This is a genomic window from Paludicola sp. MB14-C6 (assembly GCF_030908625.1).
Classification (GTDB): Bacteria; Bacillota; Clostridia; order Oscillospirales; family Ruminococcaceae; genus Paludihabitans.
Genome location: NZ_CP133133.1, coordinates 973,237 through 999,054 on the forward strand (window position 1 = coordinate 973,237; position 25,818 = coordinate 999,054).

At 34.3% G+C, this 25,818-nt stretch carries 24 protein-coding genes; 8 read left to right on the forward strand and 16 right to left on the reverse strand.

The features are described from left to right. Positions 1-72: 72 nt before the first annotated feature. Positions 73-948: a GPR endopeptidase gene (gene gpr, locus RBG61_RS04600; protein ID WP_307946183.1), complete on the reverse strand. Its 876-nt coding sequence runs from the start codon at positions 946-948 to the stop codon at positions 73-75. Positions 949-1,277: 329 nt separating this feature from the next. Between gpr and rpsT the strand changes: the two genes are divergently transcribed. The 4 genes from rpsT to RBG61_RS04620 all read left to right on the forward strand — a co-directional run bounded on the left by rpsT (position 1,278) and on the right by RBG61_RS04620 (position 4,179). Further along, positions 1,278-1,535: a 30S ribosomal protein S20 gene (gene rpsT / locus RBG61_RS04605; RefSeq protein WP_307946185.1), complete on the forward strand. Its 258-nt coding sequence runs from the start codon at positions 1,278-1,280 to the stop codon at positions 1,533-1,535. A gap of 172 nt (positions 1,536-1,707) precedes the next feature. Continuing rightward, positions 1,708-1,863 carry a hypothetical protein gene (locus tag RBG61_RS04610; protein WP_307946187.1) on the forward strand — a complete coding sequence of 52 codons (156 nt, stop codon included), beginning with the start codon at positions 1,708-1,710 and terminating at the stop codon, positions 1,861-1,863. A gap of 83 nt (positions 1,864-1,946) precedes the next feature. Next, positions 1,947-2,117, forward strand: a complete 171-nt coding sequence (locus RBG61_RS04615) for a hypothetical protein (protein ID WP_307946188.1) — start codon at positions 1,947-1,949, stop codon at positions 2,115-2,117. Positions 2,118-2,496: 379 nt separating this feature from the next. Next, a complete protein-coding gene (locus tag RBG61_RS04620) occupies positions 2,497-4,179 on the forward strand; it encodes a DEAD/DEAH box helicase (RefSeq protein WP_307946190.1) in 1,683 nt (560 codons plus the stop codon). Between the two features lie 117 nt (positions 4,180-4,296). Here RBG61_RS04620 and RBG61_RS04625 read toward each other — a convergent pair whose 3' ends face one another. Continuing rightward, a complete protein-coding gene (locus RBG61_RS04625; RefSeq protein ID WP_307946192.1) occupies positions 4,297-4,509 on the reverse strand; it encodes an IS3 family transposase in 213 nt (70 codons plus the stop codon). Between the two features lie 99 nt (positions 4,510-4,608). Continuing rightward, positions 4,609-4,869, reverse strand: coding sequence for an imidazolonepropionase (locus RBG61_RS04630; protein WP_307946194.1), 261 nt, complete (start codon positions 4,867-4,869; stop codon positions 4,609-4,611). A 398-nt stretch (positions 4,870-5,267) separates the two neighbouring features. Here RBG61_RS04630 and RBG61_RS04635 point away from each other — a divergent pair, with 398 nt between their 5' ends. Next, complete coding sequence (locus RBG61_RS04635; RefSeq protein ID WP_307946196.1) at positions 5,268-10,019, forward strand: chitobiase/beta-hexosaminidase C-terminal domain-containing protein; 4,752 nt, start codon at positions 5,268-5,270, stop codon at positions 10,017-10,019. A 188-nt stretch (positions 10,020-10,207) separates the two neighbouring features. Here RBG61_RS04635 and RBG61_RS04640 read toward each other — a convergent pair whose 3' ends face one another. The 3 genes from RBG61_RS04640 to RBG61_RS04650 all read right to left on the reverse strand — a co-directional run bounded on the left by RBG61_RS04640 (position 10,208) and on the right by RBG61_RS04650 (position 11,787). Then, positions 10,208-10,351, reverse strand: a complete 144-nt coding sequence (locus RBG61_RS04640; RefSeq protein WP_307946198.1) for a hypothetical protein — start codon at positions 10,349-10,351, stop codon at positions 10,208-10,210. Positions 10,352-10,413: 62 nt separating this feature from the next. Then, a complete protein-coding gene (locus RBG61_RS04645; RefSeq protein WP_307946200.1) occupies positions 10,414-11,580 on the reverse strand; it encodes a sodium ion-translocating decarboxylase subunit beta in 1,167 nt (388 codons plus the stop codon). Positions 11,581-11,652: 72 nt separating this feature from the next. Next, a complete protein-coding gene (locus RBG61_RS04650; RefSeq protein ID WP_307946201.1) occupies positions 11,653-11,787 on the reverse strand; it encodes a hypothetical protein in 135 nt (44 codons plus the stop codon). A 285-nt stretch (positions 11,788-12,072) separates the two neighbouring features. Between RBG61_RS04650 and RBG61_RS04655 the strand changes: the two genes are divergently transcribed. After that, entirely contained in the window at positions 12,073-13,005 is a 933-nt protein-coding gene (locus RBG61_RS04655; protein WP_307946203.1) for a LysR family transcriptional regulator, read from the forward strand. Positions 13,006-13,050: 45 nt separating this feature from the next. Here the strand turns inward: RBG61_RS04655 and RBG61_RS04660 are convergent, their stop codons facing one another. The 8 genes from RBG61_RS04660 to RBG61_RS04695 all read right to left on the reverse strand — a co-directional run bounded on the left by RBG61_RS04660 (position 13,051) and on the right by RBG61_RS04695 (position 22,337). Beyond that, the gene (locus RBG61_RS04660) at positions 13,051-14,439 is read right to left on the reverse strand and encodes a YdcF family protein (RefSeq protein WP_307946204.1); all 1,389 of its coding nucleotides are present in this window, start codon (positions 14,437-14,439) and stop codon (positions 13,051-13,053) included. A 101-nt stretch (positions 14,440-14,540) separates the two neighbouring features. Continuing rightward, positions 14,541-14,753, reverse strand: coding sequence for a hypothetical protein (locus tag RBG61_RS04665; protein WP_307946205.1), 213 nt, complete (start codon positions 14,751-14,753; stop codon positions 14,541-14,543). 128 nt (positions 14,754-14,881) lie between these two features. Further along, entirely contained in the window at positions 14,882-15,031 is a 150-nt protein-coding gene (locus RBG61_RS04670) for a hypothetical protein (RefSeq protein ID WP_307946207.1), read from the reverse strand. Positions 15,032-15,208: 177 nt separating this feature from the next. Further along, positions 15,209-16,285, reverse strand: coding sequence for a glycoside hydrolase family 113 (locus RBG61_RS04675; protein ID WP_307946209.1), 1,077 nt, complete (start codon positions 16,283-16,285; stop codon positions 15,209-15,211). Between the two features lie 116 nt (positions 16,286-16,401). Then, positions 16,402-17,436, reverse strand: coding sequence for a threonine aldolase family protein (locus tag RBG61_RS04680; RefSeq protein WP_307946211.1), 1,035 nt, complete (start codon positions 17,434-17,436; stop codon positions 16,402-16,404). A gap of 74 nt (positions 17,437-17,510) precedes the next feature. Next, positions 17,511-18,998 (reverse strand): ribosomal protection-like ABC-F family protein, encoded by a 1,488-nt coding sequence (gene abc-f, locus RBG61_RS04685; protein ID WP_307946212.1) that lies wholly within the window; start codon positions 18,996-18,998, stop codon positions 17,511-17,513. 341 nt (positions 18,999-19,339) lie between these two features. Continuing rightward, entirely contained in the window at positions 19,340-20,752 is a 1,413-nt protein-coding gene (locus RBG61_RS04690; protein WP_307946214.1) for a sugar transferase, read from the reverse strand. 115 nt (positions 20,753-20,867) lie between these two features. Next, positions 20,868-22,337: a prenyltransferase/squalene oxidase repeat-containing protein gene (locus tag RBG61_RS04695; RefSeq protein ID WP_307946215.1), complete on the reverse strand. Its 1,470-nt coding sequence runs from the start codon at positions 22,335-22,337 to the stop codon at positions 20,868-20,870. 209 nt (positions 22,338-22,546) lie between these two features. On the opposite strand from RBG61_RS04695, the gene RBG61_RS04700 reads away from it, so the two are divergent. Both RBG61_RS04700 and RBG61_RS04705 read left to right on the forward strand, forming a co-directional pair. Beyond that, positions 22,547-23,077, forward strand: coding sequence for a hypothetical protein (locus tag RBG61_RS04700; protein WP_307946217.1), 531 nt, complete (start codon positions 22,547-22,549; stop codon positions 23,075-23,077). 152 nt (positions 23,078-23,229) lie between these two features. Further along, positions 23,230-24,783 carry an ABC-F family ATP-binding cassette domain-containing protein gene (locus tag RBG61_RS04705; protein ID WP_307946218.1) on the forward strand — a complete coding sequence of 518 codons (1,554 nt, stop codon included), beginning with the start codon at positions 23,230-23,232 and terminating at the stop codon, positions 24,781-24,783. 29 nt (positions 24,784-24,812) lie between these two features. Here the strand turns inward: RBG61_RS04705 and RBG61_RS04710 are convergent, their stop codons facing one another. Both RBG61_RS04710 and RBG61_RS04715 read right to left on the reverse strand, forming a co-directional pair. Continuing rightward, positions 24,813-25,286 (reverse strand): cupin domain-containing protein, encoded by a 474-nt coding sequence (locus tag RBG61_RS04710; RefSeq protein ID WP_307946220.1) that lies wholly within the window; start codon positions 25,284-25,286, stop codon positions 24,813-24,815. A 14-nt stretch (positions 25,287-25,300) separates the two neighbouring features. After that, entirely contained in the window at positions 25,301-25,723 is a 423-nt protein-coding gene (locus RBG61_RS04715; RefSeq protein WP_307946222.1) for a GNAT family N-acetyltransferase, read from the reverse strand. Between the last annotated feature and the right edge of the window lie 95 nt (positions 25,724-25,818).

Genomic DNA, 25,818 nt, shown 5'->3' on the forward strand with positions numbered 1-25,818 from the left:
CCTTTGGAAAAATTCACATAATCAGTCTGATATATAATTGTATGCGACCATATAAATTTTATGCTTTTGCTTTTATCCTACCAATGCAACTAGGTCCTCTAAAGCTAATGATGGCTGTAATGCTTTGTTAATCGAAAAAGCAACTAATTTTGCAGCATGCTCTACAACAACATCAATTTCTCTTGGAGTTACCATCATGGTTCTTCCATTATCGGATACTTTACAACTCTGATTGCCCTCTCCTAATAAATCATACGCAATCGTAGTCATATCAACAACCATAGGTACCCCTACAGAAATTACAGGTATTCCTAATGTCGTTTCGCTTAATTCTTTTCTGCGATTTTGCACTCCAGAACCGGGACTGATTCCCGTATTGGAAACTTGAACCGTTGTTCCTAAACGGTCAATACTTTTTGCAGCAAGTGCATCAATTACAACCACAAAGCTTGGATTTAACTCCTTTACTAAAGAAGCAACAACCTCTGCTGTTTCAATTCCTGTTTGCCCTAATACGCCGGGAGCAATAGCCGAAACCGCACAAATACCCTCTAATCCAATTGCCTTCTTTAAATCATCATCAATATGTCTGGTTGCAAAAGTATAAGAAATTGCTTTAGGGCCTAACGCATCGGGAGTAATATCTGAGTTTCCAAGTCCAACAATTAATGCTCCATTTTTGTTTTCGGGAAACATACTTGAAAGCTCTTTTGCTACAATTTCAACTTCTTTTTCGAAACTGTCTGATGGAACTTTAAAATCAGATACATTGAAAGTAACATAAGTTCCTTTGGGCTTATTCAATAGCTTTGATGCCTCATCTGTTTCAATATTCACCTTTACAATTAACATTCCGTCTTTATTATCCTCTTGTTTTGTAACTCCCGCAGGTGTAATTTCGCCGTTAATTTCTAACCTTTCGAGTGCTAAATCTGTTCGTATTGACATTTTAAGTACCTCCATTAACATTTTTCAGAAAACTGCTTGCATTTGCTGCAAATTCGTGATATTATTATTGTTGCTGTATCATACTAATTTGTGTATCCAACTAAGTTGATGTGCAATTTGGTATTATTAACGTGTCTCGTTTATAAACTATGGCAAACGGTCAATCCGATTAATCGGTATTGATATTGGTATACTTATTATGCCAATTTATAATCATTTTATCGAACAAATCTATCGCATTATCCTCTCACCCAATGCGTGATCTTTCGATAAAATTTTCGATTTTAGTTTGTGTCAAAAACTACGCTTTATGTGAGGGAGGTGCTGGGATGCCTAATATTAAATCAGCTAAAAAAAGAGTGAAAGTTATCGCTACAAAAACTGCGAGAAACAAAGCGCTTAAATCTAACCTAAAAACTGTTATCAAAAAAGCAAATGTTGCTTTAGAAACAAATGCTGCAGATAAACAAGATGCTGTTAAAATTGCAGTTAAAAAGTTAGACCAAGCTTGTGCAAAAGGTTTACTTCACAAAAACAATGTTGCTAGAAAAAAATCTCAACTTGTTTCTAAATTAAACAATGCATAATTGAATAACAATATATATTAACTTATATATGAAGAATCGAACAGCCTTGGGCTGTTCGATTCTTTCTTTTATGATATATATTCTATCAAAATGATGTATAATATTACGACTTACGAATACAATAAATTAGTAACATTTTATTTCATTATTCAACAGATTGGATGGAATCTATATGAACAAAGTAAATGTTATTCATAAGAAGCACAAAAAAGAAGAAAATGATTCGTCAATGATTAATAACGATGCATTATCAATATTAGCGATTTTAGTCAAGCTATCGCCTTTTGCTATTTTACTGGCTTTATTTCTTTTGTTCATATTAAAATAACAAAACATCCGTTTCTTATTATTGACTTATTTCTGTATTTCTTGTATGATAAAGATATTATTATGACAAGCGGAGGTCACATTATGAAAAAAGAAACAGAAGTTGAAGTGCCAAAAAAACAAGCACCTATCATATCTTTGCTTCTTGGACTTGCTGTAGTTGCGACTACTGCGGCTTACCTAATCTATCGCTACACCAGTGAAAAAGCGTATCGCAAGAAATGGAAAGATTATGATGAATGTGGTCTTGCTTAAATAAGTTGACTACAACAGCTAAGTGTGGTATAATTAACTGTCACATTTACGAGTATTACGATATATAGTTAATGAACGAGGAGTGAATACCCTCGTTTTTTTGTTGTATCATCAATCTTTTTAAGATTAAAGCTTTGCATAAACTTTATTCGTCTGCAAAAGCTATTCAAAGATGATATTCACCTGTTAGCTAAATAATAGGTATTTTGCGAAACCACCTATAGCATTTGTCATGCGGGTGATAATATGGATGTTATGAAACACAATTGGTTTCACAATATTCATAGGAATGCTTGTTGCTGTGATACAATCGGCCTGTTATATTAACTTTATTTAGTATGAAACAGGAACACACGCAAAAGTATGGAAAGAGGTTATAATGAACGAATTATCCTTTCAAGAATTAAATTTGACACAAGAAATGCAGCGCGCAATTGACGAAATGGGATTTGAAACCGCAACAGGTATTCAATCTGAGGCAATTCCACTCATTCGAACAGGCGCCGACGTAATTGGGCGTTCACAAACAGGAACAGGAAAAACAGTAGCTTTTTCAATTCCTGCATTAGAAATGATTGATACAGTTGATAGCTTAAAAAACTCGCTTCAAGTATTGATTCTTTGCCCTACAAGAGAGCTTGCTCAACAAGCTTGCGAAGAAATTCATAAACTAACAAAATATATGCATGGTATACGTGCAGTTGAAGTATATGGCGGCGTTCCAATGGACCGACAAATTGTACGTTTAAGAAAAGCGAACATTGTTATTGGTACTCCAGGACGTGTTATGGACCATATGCGTAGAAGAACGTTAAAACTAGATCATTTGAAAATGATTATTTTAGATGAAGCAGACGAAATGCTAAGCATGGGATTTAAAGAGGATATTGAAACAATTCTACAAGACACTCCTGAGCAACGTCAAACCATTCTGTTTTCTGCAACTATGCCACCTGCAATTTTAGCATTAACAAAACAATTTCAAACAGATCCTCAAATTGTAGAAATCAATAAAAAGCAAGTAACACTTAATAATATTGAGCAGTTATACATTGATGCACCAATGGGCAGAAAAATGGATGCCTTAAACCTAATGCTTCGTTACTATGATCCAAAACTTGCAATGATTTTCTGTAATACAAAACGTATGGTGGATGAAATTACAGAATATCTGAATAAGAACGGGTTTGCTGCAGAAGGCTTACATGGTGACATGAAGCAATCTCAACGTACTAAAGTTATGGATTCATTTAAATTTGGAAAAACTGCAATCCTTGTTGCTACAGATGTGGCGGCTCGTGGTATTGATGTAAACAATATTGATTACGTAATTAACTATGATATTCCGCAAAATACAGAATACTATGTTCATCGTATTGGAAGAACAGGTCGTGCCGGTAAATCTGGTATTGCTATTACTATCTGTAGTGGCCGTCGACAAGTGTATACATTACGAGACATTGCTCGTTCTGTAAAATCTGAAATCAAATTAGTTGATATTCCTTCTACTACCGACATTCATCAAAAGAGCTTATCTACAAATTTATCTTTAGTTGAGCAAGAGTTAGAAAAAGAAATATCTGACGTATATGTTCAAATGGTGAATGACCTATTAGAAAAAGGACACACTTTACCTGAAATAGCTGCTGCTGCACTACAAATGCAATTTGACAATCAAATGGCTGAAATTGCTGAGATTAAATCAGCAAATAGAGGAAATACAAGAGATGTTGGCGGAAACTATGGCAAGATAGTCATAAACATCGGTAGAGATAGCCGTGTAGCTCCAAACCACATTGTTGCCGCTATTTCTGAACGTACTAACCTATCTGGAAATGAAATCGGTAAAATTGAAATCTTTGATGACAAAACGATTGTTTCTATCCCATCTTCACATATTGAAGAAGTTCTTGATGGAATGGTTGGCTGTAAAATTTGTGGCAAACCAACAGTATCTTCTTTAATGGAAGGTAAACCACGTTACCCTCGCAAAAATGGAAGCAACAATAACAGAGGCGGAAGAAAACCGGACTACAGAAAAAAGCCAAGATATAATAAATAATTTGAATAGCTTAACCCTAGAGGTTAAGCTATTCGGCTTCTAGAAAAAGTCTCCTAAATCCATGCACTGCCCTAGCTCTTTCAGACATGAAAAAGCAACCTCTATCGTAGAATATCATTAAATTGTAATCAACTGGCATCGTTTTTCATACGGTGTCAGTTTTGTTTTCAGTTGAACACGTTCATTATTGTAAAACCAAATGAAATCATCTATCAATCTATTTGCTTCTTCAAAAGAGTTAGGCTTATGTCTGTAAATACACTCCGTTTTAAGAATTGAAAAGAATTTTTCTGCCATTGCGTTGTCATAACAGTTATCTCGTCTTGACATTGATGGCGTACACTACGTGATACGTTAAAAAGCAAGCACATTGTTTTGACTGGATATTATCCTTATGTCTATATATTGCTAAATACTTGACTTTAGGCTTCACTTCCTTCCAGCGAGATGAAGAAAATCCCGCAACAATTCATTTTCCATTTTTAATCGTCTTATTTCATATTCTTGTTCAGTGACAATGTGTATTTTTAACGTATTTTTTTGTGGCCTTCCTTTAGGATTTGCCAATATCTTTGCCTCTAAATTACGTTCTTTTCTCCGCTCACTTTTTAGAAGATTGTATATTGGACGGTCTCCTTCTAAACCAAAATATTCTTTGATTTCCTTGTGTGCCATTCCTAGTTCTATCATTTCTTATCTGCTGATTTGTATTAAAATGATAATTCATTGAAACCAAATGTATCATTATAAATTTAATATATTATACTTATATTATTTTCAAAATTATATTGACATTATATGTAAAAGTGTGATATTAATGTTATGTTAATTAATGTTACTAATATATAAAAGTATCAGCATCTTCACTTAATCTCGCCTTGATTTTCAATTTAAAGCATTCATTTTTCCTTCCACAACTTCTTATTTTGTTAATAGTCCATCTTATTTGCAAACGCATATTCTCATTCTAAAAATAAATTACATGGAGGTGAAATTTATTCGTTTCTTGATTTTATATTCAAGATTATTTTAACAGTTTAGAATGAAATATGTTTTTATATTGTCTTAATATGGAAAGGAGAAATCACATGAAGAAAATCGTCAAAAAAATTTTAAGCATCTTTTTATCACTCCTTTTGGCAATAACCATAACACCAATTTCTGCTGTTTGGGCACAAAACGCCGACAACGCAACAAAACCAACTACTCTACAGACTGCTGGACAGAAAAAACAAGTTATCGGCTACATCACACAATGGGATGCCTGGAAAGATTCAAAAGCGGGATTACCTTCACAAGGCGCATTAACTCATCTAAATATTGACTATTCCAAATACACTATTTTAAATTACTCCTTCTTTGGAGTTGCAAATGATGGCTCTTTACATAGCGGTGACTATAGGGATAAAAATATTTACAAACCGGAAGTGCAGCAACAACCTCAGCCACTATTATACACTGATATTTATAGCAGTTGGGATTTATATCTTTTATTTGGTGAACTCGATGCTGTAAACTACATCAGTGCTGATATCGTTACCAAAGCTAAAGCACAAGGCTTTGATGTAAAAGAAGGCTCTTCGACATGGTCGCACCCAGGTTGGGGCATCTATAATCAGTCATTGCCTTTACCTTTGAAAAAAAGTGGTGGCGCACCTGGATTACTAGAACTTGCAAAACAAAATGGTGTTAAAGTGAATGCTTCAATCGGTGGATGGAGTATGTGCAAACATTTTCCTGAAGTTGCAGCAGATCCTATAAAACGTGCAAAATTCATTCAAGATTGCGTTCGTTTAATCAACATGGGGTTTGATGGAATTGATCTTGACTGGGAATATGTTGGACCATTTGACGGCATGAACTTTAGAGGAACCAGCGCTGATTACAACAATTTTATTACGCTAATCAGAGAGATTCGTCAAGCAATCGGCTCAGATAAACTAATCACTTCTTGCTTTTCTGCTAACACAAACAAACTGAATAATTTTAACTGGACTGAAATTGACCAATACATAAATTATTATAACTTTATGTCATATGATTTTAATGGCGGTTGGTCTAACAAAGCCGGTCATAATTCCCCTCTCTATACCTATAGCAATGCAGAAGAACCAACTTCTACTCTTAATGACTTATATCAATATTTATCAACCACTAATATTAATATGAGTAAAGTTACTATGGGTGTACCTTTTTATGGGCGTGGTGTTATCACGCAAGGTAATGCTGCTCTTAATGCACCAACTGTAAAACGAAGTGAATTCATTCAACCGGATGGTAATATTACTACCTGTGTGGACTTTACTAACTGGCCTAAAGATGTGCTTGACGGTCAACCATCTTATTCCTACATAAAAAAAACAGTTTTAGCTCCCAATAGTGGTTGGACAGTGAACTGGGATAACGAAGCTAAAGTTCCTTACGCTACAAAAGGCAGCTACTTTTTGAGTTATGATGATGAAACATCTGTTGGCTATAAGGCGCAATTCGCAAAAGATAAAAATTTAGCCGGCGTTATTATTTGGGATGTTTATCATGATTTGGAATTCGGAGGAACCGTTACGAATTACGGATCTAAGCTAAAAAAATGGTCTGATGTTAAATGCCCATTAGCTACCAAAGTAAACGAAGTACTGAATGGCTCCACTCAAACAGTTGCAACACCTATATTATCGCCAAACGGTGGTACATTTAATACTGCTCAAAATGTTACAATTTCTTGTGCTACTCCCAATGCCACTATTCGCTATACAACAGATGGTACTGAACCTACTGCAACTTCATCTGTTTATACAGCACCTATCAACGTAGCAAAAACAACAACTATAAAGGCAAAATCAATTGCTACTGGTATGTATGATTCACCAACTGCTTCTGCTACCTTTACCATTAACACAACACCAATTGAAACAGTAGCAACACCTATATTCTCGCCAAGCGGAGGTACATTTAATACTGCTCAAAACGTTACAATTACCTGTGCTACTGCTGGCGCTACTATCCGTTATACAACTAACGGTACAGAGCCAACGGCAACTTCTACTGCTTATACTAGTGCAATTAACGTATCAGCAACTACTACTATAAAGGCAAAAGCAATTAAATCCGGTATGAATGATTCCACTACCGCTATAGCTTCATTTACTATCAGCATTACTCCTATTGAAACTGTTGCTACTCCAATAATCTCACCAAATGGTGGTTCATTTAATACTGCTCAAAATGTTACAATTACCTGTGCTACTGCTGGCGCTACTATCCGTTATACAACTGACGGTACAGAGCCAACAGCGACATCTACTGCTTATACTAGTGCAATTAACGTATCAGCAACTACTACAGTAAAAGCCAAAGCATTCAAATCAGGTCTAACTGATTCCACTACTGCTTCTGCTTCATTTACTATCAGCAATTCAAGCGGAACAGATAGCGGAAATCCTACCGGTGTTCCTGCCGTTCCATCTTTATCCCACAACAATTGGAATAACAACGCATCATATGATATTACCTTTAATATATGGTGGGGCAATAATGCAACTGCTTATACTTTATTTGAAAATGATGTTGCAATTGAAACAGGTTCATTAACGGCAAATTCTCCAAATTCACAGTCTTATACATGGCATTTTACAAACAAGTCAAAAGGAACCTATGCTTATAAAGTTGAGGTTTCTAACCACTTTGGAAAAACAACAAGCAATACAACTACATCAAATGTGATCAATGGCTCAGTAGGACCTATTGAAACAGTTACCACTCCTACATTCAATCCGCAAGGAGGCACTTATGCCAACAGTTTAAGTGTTTCTATCTCTTGCTCTACTTCTGGGGCTACTATCCGTTATACAACTGACGGTACAGAGCCAACAACAGCATCTGCTACTTATACTAGTGCAATTAACGTATCAACAACTACTACAGTAAAAGCAAAGGCATTTAAATCCGGTATGAATGCCTCTTCTACTGCTTCTGTTACTTACACCATTGGAACAACTCCAATTCAAACTGTTGCTACACCTACATTCTTTCCTACCGCCGGCACTTATTCATCCACTCAAAATGTAACAATTAACTGTGCTACTGCTGGCACTACAATTTGCTATACAATTGATGGTACTGAACCAACTGCAGCATCCACAGCATACACTAGTTCTATCAGTATATCAGCTACCACTAATTTAAAAGCAAAAGCATTTAAATCTGGTATGAATGCCTCTTCTACTGCTTCTGCAACTTACACAATCCAAAGCGGTACCTCAGTAAAACCATGGGCACCAAACACTGCATATAAAACCGGCGACATTGTTTCTTACAACGGCAAATATTATCAATGTCGTCAACCTCATACTTCTATTCCTAGTTGGGAACCACCGAATGTACTTGCACTATGGCTAGAGTATACCGGACCTGTGAATCCAGTAGAAACAGTTGCTACACCGATTTTCAATCCTATTGGAGGCACATTTACATCTGCTCAAAATGTAACAATTACTTGCGAAACTGCCAATGCAATAATTCGATATACCACAAATGGAACCGAGCCCACTGTCACATCTACTATTTATTCAGCACCGATCAATGTAACGAACACCACCACCATCAAAGCGAAAGCATTCAAATCAGGTATGAATGATTCTACTACAGCGACCGCTATATATACCATTAACACAATTCCAGTCAACACAGTAGCTAATCCTTCCTTTAACCCACAAGGTGGAACATACGCAGGGAGCCTAAACGTTACTATTTCTTGTGATACTGCTAATGCTACTATTTACTATACTATAAACGGCGCTGAACCAACAACATCCTCATCAGTTTATAGTAACCCAATAACAATTAGCTCTACTACCACTTTAAAAGCAAAAGCAATAAAAACGGAAATGAATGATTCCGCAATCACTACAGCAGTTTACACAATCAGCTCGACTCCGATTACAAATTTGCCGACTCATATTTTAACTGGTTATTGGCAAAATTTCGACAATGGGGCAACATGCTTAAAGATTAGTGATGTTCCAACCACATATAACTTGATTGCTGTTGCATTTGCTGACGCTACATCTACTCCGGGAGCAGTAACCTTTAATTTAGATTCCACCTTATCATCCAGATTAGGGGGATATACTAAGCAAGCCTTTATTAACGATATTGCCGCCGCAAAAGCAAGGGGACAAAAAGTAATACTTTCCGTTGGTGGAGAAAGAGGAACAGTATCTGTTGCTGACGCAACTTCGGCTGCAAATTTTGCAAACAGTGTTTATGCATTAATGCAAGAATACGGATTTGACGGTGTTGATATTGATTTAGAAAATGGAATTAACCCAACTTACATGGGCGCAGCTCTTCGACAACTATCTGTAAATGTCGGTCCTAGCTTAATCATTGCTATGGCACCTCAAACAATTGATATGCAAAATACTAATATGGGCTATTTCAGACTTGCACTGGATATCAAAGATATTCTAACCGTTGTCAATACGCAATACTATAATTCAGGCTCTATGCTTGGTCAAGATGGTAACGTATATAGCCAAGGCTCCGTTAATTTCTTAACTGCACTTGCAACTATTCAATTAGAAAACGGACTTCGTCCGGATCAAATTGGTCTTGGCCTACCCGCTTCTCCTTCAGGAGCTGGTAGCGGTTATATTAACCCAACGATGGTAAACACCGCATTAAATTGCCTTGCAACAGGAACACCGGGAGGAAGCTATGTACCGCCAAGAACATATCCTTCTATCAGAGGTGCAATGACTTGGTCAATTAACTGGGATGCATCGAACAACTATAATTTTGCAAACACAGTAAGGCCAACACTCAACGCATTGCCAAACTAGATTCAATAAAACATATTAAAGAGCGTTCACATAAATAGTGAACGCTCTTTTATCATACTGTTACATTGTTACCGTTATATCCTTTTCAGCATATTATATAGTAATAAAACTAATAAAAGCTAGGAGGATAAAAAATGCATTTTAATAACACCATTTGTACAATCAATCAACTGCTTCAACTCTATTACTTAACAAGCTATGGCTGCTGTTGTTTTCCATTTCGGTGCGCTCCTTGCTGCTATTATAATAATTGCAGTTGGAGTTGTAATAATAGAAACTGTTGTAATCGAACCTGCTGTAGAAGAGGAAGATAATAACGCAAAACAAAGCATAAAACACGCCCCCTAAATGAGAGAAAGAATTCATTTAGGGGGCGTCACATTTGCTAATTTAATTATCGTAAGAATGTAACATATAAGCCTGTCAGTATTGCGGTTGTAATAACGCCGCAAACATTTGCACCTAATGCATATTGCATAACAAATGAATATTTATTTGCTTTCGTTACTTCTTTTTGAGCTACTTTAGCGGTAGTTGGAACACAAGATACGCCTGCAATACCAATAACCGGGTTGAAGTTTTTCTTTTTAAATAGATATACTATGTATCCACCAGCGATACCGCCGATACCTGATAGCAGTAATGCAAGCATACCTAAAACAAGTAATTTGAATATTCTTGGATCAAGAATTGTTGTTGCATCACATAATACACCAAGCATCAATCCTAAGAAGAACGTTGCACCATATAAAAATACATTTTCAACAAGCTTTGCATATTTATCTAATCCGGATTCACGAATCGCTATTCCAATAAAGAAACTTAAGAACAATGGAGCAGCTACTGGGAATAACAAACATAAAACTGTATTTGCTACAACCGCAAAAATCAACTTCTCTTTTGAAGTAATATTATGTGCCGGCTTTTTGGTTTCTGTTATTACAGTAGCACGAATCTTTTTCGGAACCATTAATCGAATTAAGTATGGATAGCCACCATAGGTTAAGCTTAAATATAAGTAAGCAACAATGGTAATTGGAACAAACAAATCTTTTGCTAATGTAAGCGCTCCAAACAATACCATAGGGCCATCTGCGCCACCGATTAGAGAAATAGCTGCTGATTCGCCGTTTGAAAATCCCATTAACTTAGCAATTGGGAATGTTGCAACGGTACCAAATTCAGCAAACATAGCAATAATCATACTAATGAATGGATGAGCCAATACAAAGCCAATATCGGTTAAAACACCAATACCCATAAATACCAAACATGCTATTAATCCATTACTAAAAGTAAAGGTATAGATTGGTTGTAACCAGTCAATTTGCATAATATTCATTAAATCATCTGTTTTTGAAACCATTGGATCAATAAATAAGTTACCTATTTTGGTTGCTGATAAAAATAATGAGCCTGCATTTACCGCAGACATTCCTAATCCCATAGGAATCATAATAAGAGGCTCCAAAGTTTGCTTTGCGCCTAAATAAACTAATAAAATACCCAATAGTATCAACACAATTCTTGCAATAACAATTTCAGGTTTTTGTGCAAACATTGTACTGATACCTTGAAATAAATCTAAAATATTAATAAAGTCCACCGTCTTTCAAAATATACTGTTGCTATACTATTTTTTAGCTTCTTTTTTTTTGCTGATAAAAGTAATGATATCTAACATTACTTTTATTAGCAATGCGATTGTTAAAGAAATAACAAACCCTATCGCAAAAATTTGCATAGGTAAGAGAATTGCAGTAGGCATTATAAACTCCCTTCCAGGATAAACTTGCTATTTTACTATCTTTGTTGAAAGTATCAGCTATTTATCTTCATTTATTATCGTCTCATATTAACCGAATTTCTATTTTCACACTTCACTCCCTCTTAAATAAACACCAAGAAAACATTTCTTGGTGCGGTATGAATTATATACAATACAATTCACCTGTTCCATTATATGAAGATATGTGGTATAATTCAAATATAAGAAATATATTCATATTATATACTAAATTTATTCTATGTAATTAACTGGATAATAAAAGAAATGAGTGAAACTATGGATTTGCATTATTTGGAAATATTCAATACCGTTGCCCAGCAACAAAGCTTTACAAAAGCTTCTGAAATTCTACACATAAGCCAACCTGCTCTTTCTATCCAAATGAAAAAACTTGAAGAACAAATTGAGCTTAAACTGTTTAATAAAATTGGAAACAAAATCTATTTAAGTGAAAACGGCACAATGCTTTATGATTATACACAAAAGATATTTGCCATTATTGAAGAAGTAGAAAACAATATTTCCAACAAAAAAGAATATGTTGGCGGAACTCTCAATCTTGGTGGAAGCAATACTCCCGGAACTTATATTTTGCCCTCTATTATTGGTGAGTTCAAAAAAATATACCCAAATGTAAATATAAACTTACATATTGGAAACACATCCGAAATAGGACATCTCATTAACAATGGAACTCTTGATATCGCTGTGAATGGTGGAAACAGTCTATACAACAATCATATTTTTGTAGACAAGTTAATGGATGATAAGCTAATTATTGCAGCTTCACCAAATAACCCATTCGCAAAAAAAGATAAAATTACTTTAACTGATCTTAAAAAAATGAGCTTTATTGTACATAAAACAGATTCTCAACTTTATGCTTATTACGAAAAATTCATTGATGATATACATATATCCGAAAATATCAGTATGTATCTTGGCAGTATTGATGCGATTAAGCGTGCAGTTATTGCTAATCTAGGCGTTTCATTAATGCCGCTTGCAGCTGTTCAATTAGAATTAGAGATTGGGTTATTAACAAAACTTCCATTCGAATATCAAAATGAATTCTATCCATACAGCTTAATTTATAATAAAAACAAATACTTATCTACAACCGCAACAAAATTTATTGAAGTACTGAAAGATAACATTACAACCTATTATGAAACACTAAAGCCATCCTCTAAATAGAAAAAGTCTCCCTTTCGGGAGACTTTTTCTATTTAGATAACTGAACTATTCATCAAAAACATTATGAAAAATCGTAATATACTCTTCATACATAGAATAATCACATAATGAACTTAGCGCATTTAGCAAGCTGTCATAATACCACTTTTGATGTTCTTTTCCTCTGTGAAAGCGTTTCCATAAGCCCTCTCCTAAAATCATGTAATCTGATTTTAAGCTTCTTAGATTTGATAATTTATCTGCACAACAAATCATCATTTCCTCAAAAGTTGCGTTTTCTTTCATATAGTTAATGGTATGTTGTTTTCGTTCTTCCCAAGGTAGTGTTTTATTTTCAGAATTTCCAGCTACAAGATGTGCAATTTCTTTACCAAATAGAGTTTGTATTTCTTCTATTGTTACATGCGTATCTTCAATGGTATCATGCAGCAACCCTGCGACAATTACCTGTTCTGAAGCACCTTGCAAAGTTAATATCTGTGCTACTTCAAATGGGTGTACGATATAAGGCACATTACTACCCTTTCTCTTTTGTCCGTCATGTGCCAATGTTGCAAATTCAATGGCTTTATGTATAAGTAATTGATTTTCCAAATCATCTCTATTTGATATTTCTTTGGAATCAACTGCCGAAGAATTCGTAGCATATTTTGGATTTGCAATTCGAATAGAGTCCACATATTGAGTTTGCAAAGCATCAAATGCCTTGCAAACTTCTTGAGGAATGTCAACATGTGCTATAAATTGTTTTCCATTTGGTCCATACCCATCCGCATTATCAGTCAAACGAGGGATCTCACCCATTAACAATGTAATATAATGCTCTATATCCCACATTCCCCAAATATCATCATGTTCGAATGCAAGGCAATTACTATTTACAACTACAGGATTTGTATAAGCTGCATAACTGATTATTTTAGAATTGCAATGTTTTTTAAACCCAGCCACCATGCGACGCTGCATCGTAGAATCCTGAATCACAATTATGCTGTCATGTGGAATATGATTTTGCTTTAAAATGGCTAACGCATTTGTAACGTTATTCCCACAGTTAGTGGATTCACATTCCAACCAATCAGGCTCTATTTTATATCTTATTTTTATGTATTCAGCCATAATTTCAGATTCTGTTCGTCCATCTGTTTCAATTTGAGGATAGGATTGCTTCAGCTTTTGACGTAAACTTTCTGTGGTGTGACCTACACCCCCTACAATCATAAAGTGATTTGCAACACCGTTCAAAATAGCTTGCGCAGCAATATCACAACCATATGGTATGCTTCCACCAAATAAAATCAGAACATCTGCACGTTGAAAGCCGTATTTACTCTGTAGATTACTTTGACTAAGAACATCAATATCACGCAACCCACAAAACTTAGCAATCGTGTTTATACTTTCAGCAACTTCATTCACATTCACTTTAATCATCATTCCTTTTCTAAAAGTAATAAAAACTTTATTTTTATACTAACATAAAAAGCAATAGAAATATAGGGATAAGTTATGAATGAGCCGCTGATTATACCTTATTAAATTTGCTCTAATTGCTTTAATATCCGATTTACTTGATTGGATGGAACATAGCCTTTATTCATTTCCAAAACTTGTTGCAATGTCATTTTACCAGCCATTTTAACGAGCGACAGTTTCATTATTTCAGGTAATTCCTTTTGTAAGATTGCTTTTGCTTGTGGGTTACGTAATAGCTCTTCTACCGTTATTTGGTTTTGTTTTAAATTCATAAATATACCTCCTATTATTGTATCAATCAGTGTTTCGCTTATCATATTGTTATTCTATTGTATGGTAATTTCATTAAAAAGGTACTGCTTATTCAAAAACAAAAGCTACAGAAATCTGCAGCTTTCTTTCATCGTTTGGTATTTGGTCCTAGTGCCTCTTTTTTTGTGTTATGAGGTTGATTTTGATAGGAATCCGTTACAACGGAATTCGTAAAATTGTTCATTGCTTGCTCTTGCTTTGATTGCTTCTTTGATACCTTTTTATTTTTATCTGACATAATCCTCACCTCAAAAGTAGTGTTTCATAATGAATGAGAAATATGTAGAACCAATTTAATATACATTATTAAATTAACAGCCATTATTGCCATACTTCCTATTCTTGTTGAAAGTCTTGCAATTGCTGTTAATAAGAATGCGACTGCTATATTATTGATAATTACCTGCCCTTACCGTTAGTACATTTTTCGCCATTTGGTGTAATACCTATTTACGACATTGGCTGATTGCTTTAGATGTATGCCATATCCTCCATCATATTTCACTGTATTCTCATCAAATTGCAATTTTCCTTCCCAATCCCATAGACCAAAGCCTCTTACAAAGGAATACTTTTCACAAGTTGATAATACAGTTTCATAGAAACTGGACTGAGAATCAAAGTCTACAACAGATTTTAAAATATCTTTATGTACAGAATCTGATAAATTGTTAATTTGAAATGCATTTCTATCATATTCAATATTTGCTTCTTTTGCTGCTTGTTTCAATTCGTTTTCAAACCGCATCCAGTTGTTTGGTACCATTGGCGATGATTTGCAAGTCATACAGCCACACTCTATAAAGAAAAACGGCTTTTGATACTTTTGAACTACTTGCTCAATGCGAGATAACTGCATATCCCAATTATCAATTGGATAGTATCCACTTGCTGAAATGACATCTAAAGCATCCCAAAATGGAACATGTTCTTCTTGATATTTATCGCAATTCCATGTTAACGGGCCATCATAGTATTTACGTATTTCGTTGATACAATTCCGCCAATCTTGCTCTCTTCTCTGCGTTTGCACCATTTCGCATGCAATGCAAACCATGTCAACATTAAGCTCTTGGGCAATTTTCGCAAAATGTACTTGATATTCAGTATAAGATGTAAACCATTCACTCCATTTTGGTTCACAAGGAACATCATGATCAAAAAAGTTAATGTGTGCTCTCCAAGTTCCGTTTCTGCAATCAAGCATTGGCTTTAGAATTACATAAAGGCCAAGTTCTCTGGCTTTATCAACTACACGCTTTAGCCCCTCTTTTGTTGGCGTTTCCTCCCCCTGATAGTCAATTTGAGTGGATTGCGCATCATCTTGCATGGCATGAAATGCAAAGATAACTGTATTTGCATTTGTTTCACTTACCATAGCCTCCAGCGAGTGTAATGGAGCATCGGTTAAATAGTCATCACGTTTCAAATCGTAACCAAAGCTAATTCCGCACAACATCGGCATCTTATTAGCATCTAGTATTATACCCATAAAAATCCCCTCCGTCTTTATTCTGTCTGCATTATAATCCTTAAAGATAAAAAATTCAATAGGTAAACTAAAAAAGCATAAGGTACCCACAATCTCTTGTGAATACCTTTTATTAACTACAAATTGATAATATCTTGAGTTAGCATTTTTACATCTTCCTCTTTTGTTGCCCAACTTGTGCAAAAACGTACTGCAGTATAATGATTATCGATTTTTTCCCATTCTTGAAATGAGTATTTTGCTGATAACTTTACTATAATGTTATTATTTAAAATAGGAAACTGTTGGTTGGTATTGGAATCATACAAAAACGTACAGCCTTTTTCTTGAAATGCCTTTTTGATTTCCAAAGCCAAATCCACTGCATGTTTTGCAATACTTAGATATAATCCATCTTCAAATAATGTTTCAAACTGAATACCTAATAATCTTCCTTTCGCCAACATCCCGCCTTTTTGCTTTATAAAATAACGGAAATCCTTTTTTATCATTGGGTGAGTTATTACTACCGCTTCACCAAACAAAGCGCCTACTTTTGTTCCGCCAATATAAAATACATCACATAAATTTGCCAAATCAGAAAGCGTAACATCGCTCTTTTCAGATGCTAACGCATATCCTAAACGTGCGCCATCTAAAAATAATGGCAAGCTATATTTTCTGCATACTTTACTTAATGCTTCTAATTCTTGTTTTGAATATAGCATTCCTGTTTCAGTTGGATGAGAAATATATACCATTCCGGGTTGCACAAGATGTTCATGAGCGGAGTCATTCCAATGTTGTTGATAAACTCTCTCTACTTGCTCTGCGGAAATCTTGCCGTCAACATTGTCAATTGCAAGTACTTTATGACCGGTTGCCTCAATCGCACCAGATTCATGTCCGTTAATATGTCCTGTATCTGCAGAAATAACGCCTTGATGTGGGCGAAGAGTTGCCGAAATCACCGTTGCATTCGTCTGTGTTCCGCCAACTAAAAAATGGACCTCAGCACTTTCATTCTTACATAAATCAAGAATTACCTTTCTTGCTTTTTCGCAATACTCATCTTTTCCATAGCCCGGTGTTTGCTCTAAATTGGTTTCCACTAGTCTTTTTATAATGCGTTCATGTGCACCTTCCGCATAATCACATTCAAATCGAATCATTTCTATCCTCTCTCCCTGTTTTCTGAAATAATAAATAAATTATAGCATACTCATATTGGTTTTCAAACTATGGTTTACAAATTGATTCGTTTAGTTGTGATTGTTTCACAAAATGAAGTATCATGCTCCACAAAAAGAATAGTTGGCTGATATTGCAATAATAACTCTTCAATTTGCATACGGGATAAAACATCAATAAAATTCAATGGTTCATCCCAGATATAAAGATGTGCCTTTTCACATAGACTTTTTGCTATGAGTACCTTTTTCTTTTGTCCTCCACTGAATGATTCCATATTTTTATCAAACATTGTTCTTGTAAAATCTAATTTTCTCAATATTGTTTTAAACAAACTCTCGTCAATATTGTGTAAAACTGCAAACTCGGACAAATTCCCTTTCAAATAAGAAGTGTCCTGGGAAACATACGAAATAACAAGTCGGCTACTTTTCTCAAGCTTTCCGGTATAGGTGAGTTGTTCTCCACAAATTAACTTTATAATACTGGATTTTCCTGTACCGTTTTTCCCACAAAGCGCAATACGATCGCCTTGCTCTATTGTAAAGCTAACGTTGGAACAGGCTTGTTTTTCTCCATAAAAAATAGATACATCTTCAAGATTAACCAAAGTTTTAGTGTAAAATGAAAGTGGAGATATCTTAAGCTGTTCCGCATTTTCTATATTTTTAAGCAATTTCGATTTTTCTTCAATTGCTTGACATTGGCGAAATTCAATTGCTTTCGAACGTTTCATCATTTTTTTTGATTTTGCACCTTCAACAGCTCTTCGAGTTAAACTTTTCTCAGTTTTTGTAGGGTCAAACCCTATTTTCCTTGCTTCCACTTGATTTGACCAGTCAGATGTACGTTTTGCTGCTTTGGTTAAGCGTTTGATATCCTTTTGCAGCTTTTCATTCTCTTCCATTTCATAGTTATCCTGCATTTGTTTATTCTCCCACCAAGAAGAAAAGTTACCTTTTTGAATTTCAATGTTAGTTTTGTTAATTGATAAAATATGATCTACGCAATGATCTAAAAACTTACGGTCATGAGAAACTAAAATATAACCATGTTTAGCCTTTAAATAATCACTCACAATTCGTCTTGCCTTACTATCCAGATGGTTAGTTGGCTCATCAATGAGCAAATAACTATTTTCTTTTAAGAATAATGTTGCTAATAATACCTTTGTTTGTTCACCGTTGCTAAGCGTAGAAAAAGGGCGATCTAAAACGTCTTCCGATACATCCAGTAACGATAACTCCCGAATAAGCTCCCATTCTTGAAAATCAAAGTGGATAGAATGAATAACATCAATCGTTAACTTTGAATAATCCTCTATTTCGTATGGAAAATACTCAAATTGCATATTGGTTGCAATTGTTCCGCTATACTCATACTTACCCAATAGCAAGTTTAAGAAAGTTGTTTTTCCTCTACCGTTTCTGCCTGAAAAGCCTAGTTTCCAATCAGTATCTATTTGAAACGATACATTTTCAAAGATGTTATCATAGCTTCCATCGTAAGCAAATGTTAAATCTGAAATATTAATAAGTGACATATAAAAATCCTCCTAATACAAATAAAATAGCTGCAAGAAAGCTATTTCTTGCAGCTCAAAATATACAGAAGGACACATAGCACACAAAGATATGCTATTAGAATGTCATATATAAAATGAGTTCGAAAAATTGTAACTTTCTTGCATGAAGCACAACAAACAAAAGCGATCGAATCCGCTTAACATCATCTATTATGCTTTTAAATTTACTAGCAAGAAAAATTACGCATCTTTCCAACTCCAATCATCTTAAGTTATTTGGTATTATATCATTATATGAATATTTTGTCAATTAGATAGTAAAACAGGTGAAAGCAACTTGCTCTCACCTGTTAATTTTATTATTTATCTGTACTTTGATGTTCTTGTTCTTGATGCTTCACAAATTCAACAATACTTTCTTCTGTAAAGCCTTCTGTGCTATCAGATTTAAAGAACACTTTTACTGTTTGGAACATAATTACGATATCTTGCCATACGCTGTATTTTTCAATATACATTAAGTCAAGAATCAGCTTGTCCTTCGGCGTAGTATTATATTTACCAGCAATTTGTGCTAAACCGGTTAATCCGGCCTTCGCACGAAGACGATATCGAAATTCAGGTAAATCATTTTCGTATTTTTCAACGTGTTCAATACGTTCCGGACGAGGTCCAACAACACTCATATCGCCAATTAAAATGTTAATAAGCTGTGGTAATTCATCAATACGTAACTTTCTTAGAATATTACCAACAGGAGTGATACGATCATCATGATCACTAGCAGGTCGATAACCTTCTTTTTTATCCGCATCGACAATCATCGTTCTAAATTTCAGCACATTGAAAATTTTACCGTTTAAAGTTGCACGTTCTTGTTTAAAGAAAACAGGGCCTTTATCATATAACTTAATGCATAACGCTTCAATTAACATAATCGGGCTGAATACAATTAACGCTACACTTGAAATAATAATATCAATCGTTCGCTTTAAGAATTTTTGTTCAAAAGATAGTCCTTTAATATTAGAGACTAACATTGGCATATCATCTAAAACATTGTGTTTTGAATAATTTACTACGATATCACTTAATTCCGCATTCAAATAAACATTCACATAGTGTTTATACGCATAGTCGATAATATCACTTTTATCCTGTGCAGGAACATTATAAATGAATATAGAATCACTATGGCGAATCAGCTTACGTAAATTAGGATCCTTAAAGGAAATAACATCAGTCACTTTATATTGCTTTTTATACTTTCCGATTTTAGGTAAAATCTCGGAAGCACTTGCTTCATCAAAACATATTAACACACATTTTTCAGGTGGGTTAATTCTAAAATAAACGTAATTACCGAAATAAACAAATATGGTAACTATCAATAAATGCAATATGAAAATAACTAACAAAATTCCAATACTTTTTAAAGTAAACATTCTTTGGTCTAACGAGTGGGTATTCATAATGCATAATTGCAAATAAGTAACCGCATCGGTTATAAAAGCGGCAATTCCCAATGAAGATATAATATCCTTGCTTTTTTTCTTTCCAATTGCAAAGCCACCATAAACTGCCGTCATACTAATACCAATAATAACAAAAGTAGTCATTGTTATTGCGGCTGTTCTGGTTTGATCAATAATTTGCGGATGGTCTATAGAAAATAATCCAAAGAAAACCACAAATAAACTAATAAACAATAACGACTTAATAATAAATATTGTTGTCTTCTTAAGACTGCGAATCATTTTTTTTATTGCCATAGCAAAGCCTCCAACGCTTTTCGCTTATAGTACTGTCATGTTTACCCATTATATCAAAAGGTAACAAAAAAATCAAACCTGTTTTTTAAAATGAATATTTTTACTCTAAAAAATACTATTTATTCCCTTTTATTAAACGGCTTTTTGCAATTACAATTGCACTAACAGAAATGATAATCAACACAATTCCAAGTAGTAAAAATAAAAAAGCGTTATCTTTACTAACAGCTGCTTGTGGCGTCGGAGTAAGCTTACTTGATTTAATAGGAAGTGATAAAGAATAAGGATTGCTGCTTTTCTTGATAGAGGTTAAAGCAACAATTGCTTGCTCTGTTGCATTGTTTAAACTCTTTTCACCTTTAATATGTGCAAAACCGCCATCACTATTTTGATAGGATAGCAATTGATCTACTAAGGATTGCGAATTTTTACGAAACCGAATATCATCTAATGAAATATCCAAAGTATTTAACATAATAATAACTGCGCTTAAACTCTCACTATTTTCCTGACCTGAAAATTCAAATCCACCTTTTCCAGTTTGACTTTTTGATAAATAAATTAACCCTTTATCTATTGCGCTTTGTACTAGTATCTGCTCTTTATAATTTGCTAACGCTGTAAGTGTTATTGCAGTTGTATCAATATCAGATGCAGAGCTTTTCATAATGGAAAAGCCGCCGTCTTGTTGCTGAAATTCAAGAATATTGGAAATCAATTTATCTCGAGTATTGATAGCGTCTTTTGGTAAAGTATAGTGATTAGAATCTAATGCAATTAACGTATCAACAGCTCCCAAAATACCTGCATTCATAATGTTTGGATAATTACTAAGTAGTTTTACTAAGCTTCCATATTCATTTAAACTTGCATCATATCCGCAAAATGTGAGTGCCATTATGTTTTTAGCAATAGCCATTGGAGTCTCATAGTCATGCTTTATTTTAACACTATCCACGAAATCATTAACTGCTTTAATATCAGCTGTTCTTCCGGCAACACCCATACTAATTAGATAGGAGGAACTATTGCTTTTATTATTTAAGTGCAACCAATTCGTTGATTGATTTAAAGATTCATTTGTTTTATCATTCCAATATCTACCGGTATCTTTTATTTGATAACTTGATGTTGTATTGGGGTTAGCTGATTCGACTTGAGTGGTCTGCTTGGAATAAATCCACTCTATAATATCGCCATCCTTTACCATAGTCGTATCTAAATTTTGAAGAACATAAATTCCGTTTTGTTTTACTGTAAATTCAGTTGGATATGGTTCTGTTTGAATTTTACACACTGTATCATCTAAAAGCCGCACTTCGGAAATTTTGCCATTTTTCATTGCATAGTCTTTTATTAAATTTTTGTCCTTCAATTGCTGCATTGTACTTAATATACTGGTTTCGTTATCCAAGGAGATTTTTGTATTCTCAACAACATGGTTTTGTTTGATATTATCATAAATACTAATCATAATTGTTTTTTTGCTTTGCTTGGTCATCATTGGTGTCGCATTTGCATAAACTGCTTGTACGCAGCCTAAACAAAGTATCATTACAATAATAATTGCAAACCATTTCTTCATTCTATCTCCCCTATTCCATTTATTTATATATAGATTAATTATAACGGATTCGGCTGATGATGTCTATAAATATTGCATTTTATTTTATATTTTGCATATTTAGTATTGTAATATTAGTATTTACCATTTGTATGAATGTAATATATTGTTTCCGCTGTAATTATATGATACAATAAATGTGGAACTATTGTTTGGTAAAGGAGAAATTTATGAAAACAAATAAAAAAGCAATACAAATTGTAGCTATTTTATTTTTCATTATCGTTTTAGTGTGTATTTTTCCTATTCCAAGAAAGATTGATAAAATAGTTCCAGCTTTTGAATGGCAAAATGGAAATGCAAATTATCAAAAACAAACGCAAATCAAAATAAAGGGTATTTACAAAGATTATCTATTTCGTAGAGATACCTTTAAAGGAACTATTTGTATTGATGGATACGACTATACATCTGACGGAACCCATGAACTCAGGCCTTTTACCTTTTTTAATAATGATGCTCATCTACAATATATGGACAAAAAAACATTTTACTTTAAATCTCTTGGTACTATCTATCGCAATCCCAACTGGGACAAAACTTTAATATGTGTTTATAAAGAATTGGAAGGTAGAAGGGAGTGGAGTGAAGATGATGGTATTATCATTTCTGCCCCTGCCACAACGAGAGAAGAAGCGATGAAAGTTGTTGATAATATCAAACAATATGATGGATGGATATCAAGAATAAAATGGAAATAAAACGGAGTGGAGCGATGAGGGCATCGCTCCCTACATTTTGTGGGAGAATAATCACTACTTTAATCAAGAAATCTATTTGCAAGTACATTCTAATTCATGATATAATAATCTTCAAGATTGCAAAAATCAAAACTATTGTAAAGAGGTAACGAATGAGTATATTAAATGTTGAACACGTTAGCCATGGGTTTGGTGGACGTCAAATATTAGAGGATGCATCGTTTCGACTATTAAAAGGCGAACATATTGGATTAGTTGGTGCAAATGGTGAAGGTAAAACCACCTTTTTAAATATCATAACTGGCAAGCTAATGCCTGATGAGGGAAATATCAGCTGGTGTAAACGAATTACAACAGGTTATTTAGACCAAAACACAGTTTTAACACAAGGAAAAACAATCCGTGAAGTATTACGTGATGCCTTTTCACATATGTTCGAATTAGAGCAAGAAATGCTTGCTATGTATGATAAAATGACAGACTGTACTGACGAAGAGATGGCTGTTTTGATGGAAGATGTAGGTGAAATACAAGAAAGCCTAGAGCATAATGGGTTTTATACGATAGACTCTAAAATAGAAGAGTATGCAAATGGTTTAGGTTTAGGAGAAATCGGTCTTGATCGCTTAGTAAATGAATTGAGTGGTGGACAACGTGCAAAGGTATTGCTTGCAAAGCTGCTGCTTGAAAACCCTATGATTTTAATTCTCGATGAACCTACGAACTTCTTAGATGAAAACCATGTTTATTGGCTCACAAACTTCTTAAAGAACTACGATAATGCCTTTATCTTAGTATCCCATGACACTACCTTTATGAATAATGTAATCAATGTAATTTATCATGTAGAAAATGCAACATTAACTCGTTATTCCGGAGATTACAATTATTTTCTTGAAATGCATGAATTAAAACGCAGACAATTAGAGCAAGCTTATGAAAAACAGCAAAAGGAAATTGCACAGCTTGAAGATTTCGTTGCAAGAAATAAAGCGAGAGCAGCTACTGCAAATATGGCAAAAAGCCGTCAGAAAAAGCTTGACAAAATGGATGTTATAGAGCTTGGCAAAACAAAGATTAAGCCAACCTTTTCTTTTAAAGAGGCAAGAACTCCCGGTAAATATGTAATTGAAGTAAAAGATTTAGTTATCGGATATAATGAACCGCTTACAAGGGCATTGAATTTTCATGTTGAAAGAAACCAGAAGATTGCAATTAAAGGTGTAAATGGACTTGGAAAATCCACATTGCTTAAAACCTTGTTGCAAATTATTCCCCCAATCAGTGGAACCGTTGCCCACGATCAATTTATGGAAGTCGGCTATTTCGAGCAAGAGGAAAGCGCCTCATCTAAAACTGCTTTAGATGAATTATGGGACGAGTTTCCCTCTATGAATGCCGGTGAAGTACGTGCAGCACTCGCTCGCTGCGGTTTAACCAATGAACACATCACAAGCCAAATGCGTGTTCTTTCGGGCGGAGAAAATGCAAAAGTACGTTTATGTAAACTGATGATGAAAGAAGCAAACCTATTGGTACTCGATGAACCGACAAACCATCTTGATGTAGAGGCGAAAGAAGAACTAAAAAAAGCGGTAAAAGAATTTAAAGGAACCGTTTTATTAGTTAGCCATGAACCTGAATTTTATGAAGATGTTGCAACTGCAATTTGGAATGTTGAAGATTGGACAACTAAAATTGTATAGAAAAAAGAGAAGCTTTCGCTTCTCTTTTTTTATTCTCCATCATAATAATCTACGTTTGAATTATCTTGAAAGAATACACTTGGTTCACTTGACATGATAATCCCTGTTTTACCTGAATGAGGATAATGCACAATGTCAGGGAAACGGGTAGTATCCACATCAATATAGACTAAAGGTTGCGTATCCGATACGTTTTGAATACGATGAGCACTTTGCTTCGTTGGAGGACATACAATTACATCTCCAGTTGTAATATTGCGATTTCCTTCTGGAGTTTCTAATACACCTATTCCACTAATAATATAGAATACTTCTGTATTGCTAATATGATAATGATAAGGGTAGTTATATTTATGTGGTGGAATTTCATAAAAAGCAACATAACATTGTCCGCTATCTTCACTAGAGGTCACCTTATATTTTCGATATTCGTAAAGGTCATGATCTGCTTTATGCGTCGGGATAATCGCTTCTTTATTGGTGACTATGATTTTGTCATCCATAGAAACACTCCTCTTTATTCAATACTCAAATTGTATTTTATACTACTTGCTTTTTTGAATCCTACACTTTCATATAATTTATGTGCAGGGTATGCATCATCAAGACACGTTAGCGAAATAGAGCGATAACCATTATCTTTTGCAAACTTTTTGACATGGTTCAAAAGTGTTTCTGCAACTTTTTTGCGCCTATGTGTTTGCTTTACTGCAACATTAAAAAGCATCAAACATGGTTGAAAATCAAATGTAAAAAGATCAATCTTATACAAAGTAACACTACCCATTATCTCGTTATTTTCCTTTGCTACAAGAATATCATAATTACCATTCAACTCATATTTTTGGTATTGCTCAATATCTGTGCTTTGTCCAAAACATCCATCTATTAAGTCTTTATATAATAGAATATCTTCTTTTTGTAAACGTTCAATTTCCATAGTATCTTCCCTTTTCTAAATTACCTTTTTATTTAGTATAGCATTAATTCCAAGATAAAACAATTATTTTTCAAACCCTATTGACTAATTTAGTC